10 protein-coding genes are annotated in these 9,250 nt (G+C 40.0%); all 10 read left to right on the top strand.

Annotation, left to right across the window (positions count from 1 at the left end; all coding sequences use genetic code 11):
* Positions 1 to 241: 241 nt before the first annotated feature.
* Positions 242 to 1,285, top strand: a complete 1,044-nt coding sequence (locus JG770_RS00435) for a LacI family DNA-binding transcriptional regulator (RefSeq protein ID WP_291953778.1) — start codon at positions 242 to 244, stop codon at positions 1,283 to 1,285.
* Between the two features lie 215 nt (positions 1,286 to 1,500).
* Positions 1,501 to 2,220 (top strand): RraA family protein, encoded by a 720-nt coding sequence (locus tag JG770_RS00430; RefSeq protein ID WP_291953775.1) that lies wholly within the window; start codon positions 1,501 to 1,503, stop codon positions 2,218 to 2,220.
* 105 nt (positions 2,221 to 2,325) lie between these two features.
* Positions 2,326 to 3,699, top strand: coding sequence for a sugar ABC transporter substrate-binding protein (locus JG770_RS00425; protein ID WP_291953773.1), 1,374 nt, complete (start codon positions 2,326 to 2,328; stop codon positions 3,697 to 3,699).
* A 90-nt stretch (positions 3,700 to 3,789) separates the two neighbouring features.
* Positions 3,790 to 4,674: a sugar ABC transporter permease gene (locus tag JG770_RS00420; RefSeq protein WP_291953770.1), complete on the top strand. Its 885-nt coding sequence runs from the start codon at positions 3,790 to 3,792 to the stop codon at positions 4,672 to 4,674.
* A 20-nt stretch (positions 4,675 to 4,694) separates the two neighbouring features.
* Complete coding sequence (locus JG770_RS00415) at positions 4,695 to 5,534, top strand: carbohydrate ABC transporter permease (RefSeq protein ID WP_013780931.1); 840 nt, start codon at positions 4,695 to 4,697, stop codon at positions 5,532 to 5,534.
* A 28-nt stretch (positions 5,535 to 5,562) separates the two neighbouring features.
* Entirely contained in the window at positions 5,563 to 5,961 is a 399-nt protein-coding gene (locus JG770_RS00410; RefSeq protein WP_291953768.1) for a VOC family protein, read from the top strand.
* Positions 5,962 to 5,978: 17 nt separating this feature from the next.
* Positions 5,979 to 6,833, top strand: coding sequence for a class II fructose-bisphosphate aldolase (locus JG770_RS00405; protein ID WP_291953767.1), 855 nt, complete (start codon positions 5,979 to 5,981; stop codon positions 6,831 to 6,833).
* Between the two features lie 17 nt (positions 6,834 to 6,850).
* Positions 6,851 to 7,735, top strand: a complete 885-nt coding sequence (locus tag JG770_RS00400; RefSeq protein WP_291953766.1) for a dihydrodipicolinate synthase family protein — start codon at positions 6,851 to 6,853, stop codon at positions 7,733 to 7,735.
* A 21-nt stretch (positions 7,736 to 7,756) separates the two neighbouring features.
* The gene (locus JG770_RS00395; RefSeq protein WP_291953764.1) at positions 7,757 to 8,656 is read left to right on the top strand and encodes a hydroxyacid dehydrogenase; all 900 of its coding nucleotides are present in this window, start codon (positions 7,757 to 7,759) and stop codon (positions 8,654 to 8,656) included.
* Between the two features lie 28 nt (positions 8,657 to 8,684).
* A complete protein-coding gene (locus JG770_RS00390) occupies positions 8,685 to 9,248 on the top strand; it encodes an HAD family hydrolase (protein ID WP_291953762.1) in 564 nt (187 codons plus the stop codon).
* Positions 9,249 to 9,250 lie beyond the last annotated feature (2 nt).

The following is a 9,250-nucleotide window of genomic DNA, read 5'->3' as shown; positions in this document are numbered from 1 at the left end:
CATATAAAAAATCTATGAACAATATCCTATCATAAAGACCTTTAAATGTTTAGTGGCAAATTATCCCTTGGAATAATTTTTCTTCATGCTTTTGCCGTGACATAATCACGCATGGCTTATATAGGGAAATTATTCTACATAAAAATTTTATAATGAGTATTGACAAGGGAATAAAGTCGTACTATACTAGTAATAGTTCAAGAATACGTTTACTTAAATATACTTATTGAGGGGGTATCAAGTGGCTGGCGTAACTATAAGGGACATAGCTAAACGTGCCGGTGTCTCAATAGCCACAGTATCAAGGGTCATAAACGATAACTACTATGTGAGCCCGGATATAAAAGAGAGGGTTTTGCGAGCTATTGAAGAATTGCATTATTATCCCAATTCAGTAGCTAGAAGTTTAAAGAACGATGCTACTAATACTATAGGTTTTTTGGTGTCTGATATATCGAATAATTATTTTACCACTATGGCTAAAGCGGTTGAAGATGTCATTCATAATGAAGGGTATAATCTCATAGTATGCAGTACGGAGGATAAAAAAGAGAGAGAATTAGAGTATTTGAAGCTGCTTATAAGCAAAAAAATAGATGGTCTGATTCTTAATACCACAGGTGAAAATGATGACTTTATAGCATCGTTGAGCGAGCATATGCCATTAGTATTAGTTAACCGAAAGGTGTACAGTGATAAATTTAAGGGTGACTTTATAGATAGTGATAATATACAAGGCGCTTATAATCTGGTTTCATATTTATTATCGCTAGGACATAGAAAGATCGGCGTTATTAACGGTATGTTGACCGTCAGCACTGGTAAAGAAAGGTTTAAGGGCTTCGTTAAGGCCATGTCTGAGGTAGGCATAGAAGTAAATGAGGATTATCCTTATAGATATGATGGAGACTTTACACTAGAATCGGGATACCAAGGTGCTGCCAAAATAATGAGTGCATCGGATAAACCGTCAGCTATAGTAGTTATGAATAATGTCATGACCATGGGAGCGCTGAAGTATTTTAGGTCAAATGGCATAGATGTACCAAATGATATATCTATCGTCGCTTATGGCAATATAGATAACATAGAATTAATGTATGTACAGCCTACTATTGTAACGTTGAACGCTTGGGTTATAGGGAATAAGGCTGGAGAAATGATATTAGAGCGCATAAAGAACAAAGCTGTCAGCAACAGAGAGGTCATATATGTACCACAGTTGATAGAAGGCAATAGTGTCAAAAAGATTGAAAGTAACCAAATGTATTCGGTAAGCCATTAAAGTAGGAAATTGTTTGATATTATTTAAGAATACGTTTACGAGAATGCGGTTGTTGGAATGAAAATTGAATGCTAGTTAAGCACAAGGAGGTGTTTATCATTCAGAATTAAATCTCATATTCGTTGATTGATAATTTATAATAGGTTAGCAGGAACATTGAGTAAACGTTATCTTAAATATTCATCATAATAAATATGTTGAAGGAGAGAAGCAATATGGCTGATATGGATATAAAAGAACGAAAAGAAATACTGGAGATGTACAGGGATTTTAGAGTAACCGATGTGCGCGATGGGATGGATTGGTGCGGTTACCATCATTATGGTACTGTCCATCATAGCATAAGGCCCTTATGGCGCACTAAAGCTATTGGTTTTGCCAGAACAGCACGATATGTGCCTTTTGAAGGACCGGTACCGATGGTAACTGGTGATAAGTATACTGAATGGTCTAATTGGTATTATGGCAATGTATGCACGGATAATTGGTCAAAGGATATTATCGAAGGGGATTTTATCTGTTTGGACATTTGTGGGCTAGATGTAGGCTTGCTTGGTTCTAATAATACATTGGCATGTATGAACAAAGGGGCTGTCGGTTTTATGCTCAACGGTGGTGGTATACGAGATACAGATGAAGTCATATTGGAGAAAGTTCCTGTCTGGTCGAAGTTTGTTTCCCAACCGATGGATCAGTGCCGCATACGCTATTGTGAGAAGGATATACCAATCGGTATAGGTGGAGTAGCTATTTATCCCGGTGATCTCGTGGTCGCAGATGGGGACGGCGTTATTGTTGTGCCTCAAAAAATTATATATGATGTTTATAAATATGCATATCAGGAAATGAAGGGTGATAAGATAGCCAGGCGAAATCTCTATGTGCAAGGCGGCTTGCCGTTGGATGATACAGTCGATACTGATACTTTAAAATGAACGAATAGTGTGATGGTAGCAAAAAGGTGATTATCAAGCGGTAATAATTTATGAGCCTGCTTGTTGATCTATAAAATTTATCTAAATCGAGGAGGAAATTGTTCTATGAAAAAGATGATCGCCATAATCTTGATGGCAGTAATGCTGATGTCGGTTATGTTGTTGTCGGCTTGCGGTGGAGGGGATACTGCTACAGAACCTGAGGAAAAGCCTGAGTCAACTGGAGCAGATGATTCTAAGCCCGCAGTCGATGAAGGTGCGCCGGTGGAAATACGTGTTGCCTGGTGGGGAGATACTAAACGACACGAGTTGTATAACCAGATCTGTGACGTATTTGAGTCTAAAAACCCAAATATAAAATTGATACGTGAACCGGTCAGCTGGACTGATTATTGGGATAAGCTTACAGTTCAAAGTGCAAGCGGTGGGGCTCCAGATTTCATGGGAATGCATCCGCAATTTGCAAGTGATTATGTACGCAGAGGTGTTCTTGAGCCGCTAGATGCTTACGTTAAAGATGGCACGATTGATCTCAGTAATTTCTCTCAGGCAGCTATTGATAGTGGTACAGTCAATGGTATTAATTATATGATTTCAATGGGTCTTACTACAAATACCGTGCTTGTCAATAAGTCAATGCTTGAAGATTTAGGTGTGCAAGTTCCGGATTTTAACTGGACATGGGATGATCTCAAGGCTATAGGAAGTGAAGCGAGAGCAGCACTTGACGCAAAGGGCAAAAAAGATTCATGGCTAAGAGAAGATGCTTCAGGAGCTTATCAAATATTTCGTTATTGGGCGCGTCAAAATGGTAGAGATTTATATACGGCAGATGGCAATATAGCATATACAAAAGAAGATGCTGCTTCATGGTTTGCCATGTGGAAAGATTTGCGTGATAGCGGTATTGTGCCTGATTCAGCTACTACAACGGAATACGCAAAAGCTACACTTGAAGATAGTTTAATAGCAAGAGGGAAAACGGCTATGGTGAGTATTCCTCCCAATCAATATAAGTTGTATAGTGCAGCATTGCCAGAAGCTGAACTTATTATGGTCCGAAATCCATCTAAACCTGATGGGAAAGTAGGAGAATTTGTTGAAGGCGCTCACTTTGCAATTTCTTCAAAAACAACGCCTGAGAAAAAATTGGCTGCCGCAAAACTGATAAATTTTTGGGTCAATGATGAGGATTCAATTAAATTATTCAGATTGGACCAAGGTGTACCAGCTAATACAAAAATGGTAGAATTTCTTACGCCGTTACTGGATGAGCAGGATAAGGCTATCGTAGATTATGTCTCAAAAACGATCGAAATTGCGACGCCGACGACTTTCCCGCCGTCCGGTGCAAGTGAGGTTGATTCGCTGTTCCAGCAGATTGCTGAAAAAGTAAGATTTGATCAACTAACACCGGAAGATGCCGGAGCTCAACTAGTGTCTGAAGCACAGGCTATATTGGACTCAAACAAAAAGTAACAATACAATATTTTTGGCCTAGAGCGTGTACCTTCAACACGTTCTAGGCTGTTCTAACAGCTAAATTGAATTGAGGTGATGATCTGACACATGAAGAAATATAAATTCAACAGGCCATGGGAAGGCTATGCGTTCTTAACGCCCTGGCTTTTGGGATTTCTTTTATTCACAGCGATTCCCATGGTTTTATCATTGTATTTCTCTTTTACGCAATATGACGTTGTGACATCCCCTAAATGGGTAGGGCTCAAAAATTATATAGACTTAGCTAACGATCCCAGAGTTCATAAAAGTCTGCAGGTTACTTTTACCTATGTGGCACTCGGCGTTCCTTTCCAATTGATCTTTGCCCTGCTGTTGGCGGTTGTGTTCAAGAACAATATACCCGGTATTCGCATATACCGTGCCATATATTATTTGCCGTCATTATTCGGCGGTAGCGTTGCAGTAGCTATATTGTGGCGGCAGCTGTTCAACAAAGAAGGAGCGATCAATCAACTCTTATCTCTTGTAGGCATTGAAGGCAAGAATTGGATAGCATCGCCGGATACAGCACTTTATACATTAATCTTGTTGCTTATCTGGCAATTTGGTTCTCCTATGGTCATATTTCTAGGAGGATTAAAGCAGATATCTCCGGACTATTACGAAGCGGCAGAAATAGACGGAGCGAGCAAAGTGGGTACTTTCTTTCACATAACATTACCATTGCTTACACCGATGGTCTTCTTCAACATAGTTATGACCATAATAAATGCATTTCAAGCGTTTACACCTTCCTATATAATTAGTGGAGGAACAGGAGCACCTGTAGATTCGACATTATTCTACACGTTATATCTTTATATCAAAGGATTCCAGCACTTTTCCATGGGATACGCATCTGCCTTAGCATGGGTGCTATTGATCATAATAGCCATCATAACAGCTATTATGTTTCTACTGGCTCAAAAATGGGTTTATTATGATGAATGATAAGGAGGGTATATAAGATAATGAAGGTTAAACAAAGAAGGAACTTGCTGATGCACTTTTTAATCATACTATTTGGGCTGATTATGATATACCCTCTCATATGGATGCTGAGCGCTTCATTTAAAGAAGATGTTGAAATATTTCAAAGCACCAGCCTATTACCTAAAAATCCGACCCTAAATAACTATATATACGGCTGGAAAGGTGTATCAGGGGTCAGCTTCGGCAAATTCTTTATAAACTCTTTTTTCTTAGCAATAGTAAGCATTATTGCCAATATATTATCATGTTCAATGGCAGCGTATGCTTTTTCCAAACTTGAGTTTAGATTCAAGAATACTCTTTTTGCTATAATGCTGGTAACGCTGATGCTGCCGTTTCATGTAAGACTAATCCCGCAGTATATAGTATTCAGCAAAATAGGATGGGTTAACACCTATCTGCCGTTATTGGTGCCGAAGTTTTTTGCGACAGAAGGGTTCTTTATCTTTCTATTAGTGCAGTTCATGCGTGGAATATCGAATGAACTGCTAGAAGCACCGAGGATAGATGGAGCAGGAACGTTCAGGATATATATGCAGTTTATAATGCCGTTATCGGTACCGGCGCTTGTCACCGTAGCGATTTTTACATTTATCTGGACGTGGAATGATTTCTTTTCCCAGATGATTTACTTGAGTGCGCCTCCGACATTTACAGTGTCGCTTGCACTGCGTATGTTTGTGGATGCAACCGGTGAAAGCTCATGGGGTGCGCTTTTTGCCATGTCGTGTCTGTCCTTGGTACCGTTGCTATTTATATTTATTGTATTCCAGCGCTATTTGGTAGAAGGCATAATGTTAGGTAGTATTAAAGGTTAAGATTATTAAGCAGAGAGAAGGCTAGAGATTGATTCAAGGATTATATCATATAGGTATTTATACAAAGGATATAGAGCGATCGATAGAGTTTTATTCCCAAATATTAGGATTTACTGTGAAGTGGCGTGGTATCGTAGATCACCCGACCATGGGCAAAATGCCGGTGGCCATGGTGGAACTCGGGGGCTGCATTATTGAACTTGTGCAGCCCGCTAATCCCGATGCAGTAGCTAAAGAAGCTGGCCCCGTTCAGCATATAGCATTGAAAGTGGAAGATATAAATACACTTACAATGCTACTTAAAGATAAAGGCATACAATTTTATCCTGATGAGATTGAGAATTTACCGTCTTTTTGGAAGGGGATCAAACATATATTTATTTACGGGCCTAGTAATGAGCGAATAGAACTTGTCGAAGAATATTAGAACGAGGACGTGGATATATGAGTTACGTAAATATTAAAGAAATCCTCTTGGATGCAAAAAAGCAGGGTTATGCCGTGGGGGCATTTAACATAGTCGATTATATTACTACATCGGCTGTGGTCAAGGCGGCAAGAAAAAAAAGGTCGCCGGTCATCATACAAACATCGACTAAAACGGTAGCGCTGTATGGCTATAAGCCGATTGTAATCTGGGTTAAGACGCTGGCCGAGGATACGGATATACCTGTGGCTCTTCATTTGGACCACTGCAAAGATTTGGATATGATCAAAAAATGTATCGATGCGGGGTGGAGTTCGGTTATGATAGATGCATCATCGCTACCGTTGGATGATAATATAGAGATGACAAAAAAAGTTGTGAATATGGCCAAGGGCAAAGATGTCACTGTAGAGGGTGAACTTGGCGCCATAGTGGGCGTAGAAGATGACATATTTGTAAATGAGCAAGCAAGCCATTTGGCCGATCCCGATACATGTGTCAAATATGTTGTGGCCACCGGTATAGATGTATTAGCACCCGCTATAGGAACGGCACATGGTGTTTATCATAAAGAGCCCAATGTGAATTTCGATTTATTGCATGAAATTGCCGATAGAGTTGATGTCCCTTTGGCGATACACGGAGGTACCGGTTTATCTGATGATGTATTTAAAAAATGTATAGCATGCGGGGGAAATAAGATAAACATATCCACCGAGATAAAGCACATATTCAGAGATTCATTTGAAGAATATTACAGAGCTAACCCAACGGATTATGAGCCTGTAAAGGCTATAGAATATGTAGAAAACCAGACTATGCATCGAGTGGAAAATTTCATGAATATATTTGGTAGCGCAAATAAAGTATAATTTTAGGGAGTGATGATATGAACGATAGACTGAAAGGCGTATTTATACCGGTCGTTACGCCGTTTACTGATCAAAAGGTAGATTTGGATAAGCTGGCTTATAATATACAAAAATCCAACCTAACATCGGTAAAAGGTTACATGCCTCTGGGAAGCAATGGAGAATTTGCTCATATGAATGACGAGGAGCAAATGTCGGTTTTCAAAACGGTTAAAGAAAATATGACGAAAGATAAAGTTCTTATGGTTGGCATAGCACGCCAGTCCGCATATTGTACCATTGAATTCGGCAAGCGCATAGAGGACATAGGGGCCGACTTCGTTTCGGTTCTATGCCCAAGCTACTTTGCTTCTTTTATGGATGACTCGGCGCTCATAAGATACTATACGGCTGTAGCCGATGCCCTATCGATTCCTGTACTCTTATACAATTGTCCTAAATTTGCTTCTGGTGTTACTATATCGCCTGAGGTGGTAAGAACCTTGTCCGCTCATCCGAATATCCTTGGTATGAAGGATACGTCCAGCGGCAATATAGGCAAATACCTTGCTGTAAAAGACGAAAACTTCGATGTGCTGGCAGGCAGCATAACCAATTTTCTGGATGGACTGAAGGCCGGTGCTTCCGGAGGCGTACTGTCGATGGCCAATTATTTGCAAGAACCATGTTGTTCATTGTATGAGTTATATGTGCATGGAAGGCTAGAGGAAGCCGACGCGTTGAGCGATAAATTGATTAGATTAAGCAAAAATGCTACCGATAAATATAGTGTGGCAGGTGTGAAAGCCGCATGTGATATTTTCGGTTATAAGGGTGGAGAGGTCAGGAATCCGCTGGCTGACTGCACGGATGAGCAAAGGGAAATGATAAAAGCCGCTTTTATCGGAGCAGGTTATTTATAATTATTATGGAAGAGATGCATTATGGAAAAAGTATTACTACCTGAAAGAATAATAGATGAGGGATTGGAGTTGCTCAAAGATAAAGCCGAAATAATTATAACCAAAGATGCATCGGAGCAGTCAATTATAGATGAAGTTAGCGATGCTTTCGCTATAATTTTAAGGAGTAAGGCTAAAATTACCAGAAGTATAATTGAAGCTGCTCCCAAGCTCAAGGTAATTTCACGTACCGGCGCTGGTTATGATAATGTAGATGTACAAGCTGCTACCGAGCATAATGTAATGGTATGTAATTTACCGGGGATAAACACTGTGGCTGTGGCCGAACATACCATATCGTTGATGCTGGCTTTATTAAAGCAACTTCCTAAAATGGATTTGTATGTACGAAATGGACAATGGGGCAAACGTTCCGAATTTATATCCGAAGAGGCGTTCGGTAAAACTATAGGTATCGTGGGACTAGGGAAAATAGGGCGAGAGGTTATGTTTCGATGTAAATCGATGGGAATGCATGTGCTGGTGTATGATCCATATGTTGAAAACGCACTAAAAGATAATGATATTAGATTCTGCAACGATGTGGAAACATTATTTACCCAATCGGATGTCATAACATTACATGTTCCCAATATACCAGAAAATAAAAAGATGGTCGATGAACATCTGATAAGATTGATGAAGCCGACAGCGTATATTATAAATACCAGCAGAGGAGAAGTGATCGATCAGGGAGCATTAACGTCTGCACTGAAAGAGCATAGGATAGCGGGAGCGGGCTTAGATGTTTTTGCACAAGAACCAATAGAACAAGATGATCCTTTGCTGACATTGGATAATGTTATTCTAACACCTCATGCTGCGGCTCTTAGCCGAAACAGAAAGGGACGGCCATCGTGTAGCCTTCAACAGAGCGTTTAAAGAAGCTGGGCTGGATATTGAATGGAGTGTGGAAGAATATCGTGAGCTCGTGAAGATTGCCGGCGGTAAAGAAAGAATGAGGGCATATTTCAATGAACACCGCTATCTTCTGCCACCTGAAGTTTTAAACGATGAATTTATAAACGGCCTTCATAAGCGTAAGACAGAAATATTTACAGAGATGAACGCGAGGGGCGAGTTGCCCATAAGGCCTGGGATAAAGCGAATAATACAGGAGGCTCATGATAGGGGGGTTATCTTGGCTGTCTGCTCCACATCTAATGAGAAAAGCGTCAGATCACTTTTACGGGCGGTACTGGGTTCAGAACGTCTGGACTGGTTTGATGGAATTTTTGCAGGGGATATTGTGAAGGCTAAGAAGCCGGCACCTGATATTTATAATTTAGTAAAAGATCAATTTGGCTTACAGGTCAGTTTCTATTCAATAGGTGAGGATTTTTCCGAGGCCGATATGGTCGTATCTTCCTTGGGCGATCCTGATCAGCCCATGGAAATTATAAAAGGACATTCTAATATGAGTGATCGGCCTATCAGGTATATTACTTTAGATGTTCTTGAAAAAATGCTTTAATG

Origin of the sequence: Mahella sp. (assembly GCF_020054945.1) — a bacterium.
Lineage (GTDB): Bacteria > Bacillota > Clostridia > Mahellales > Mahellaceae > Mahella.
The sequence above is the reverse complement of the archived record's forward strand: the minus strand, read 5'-3'. Positions and strand labels throughout refer to the sequence as shown.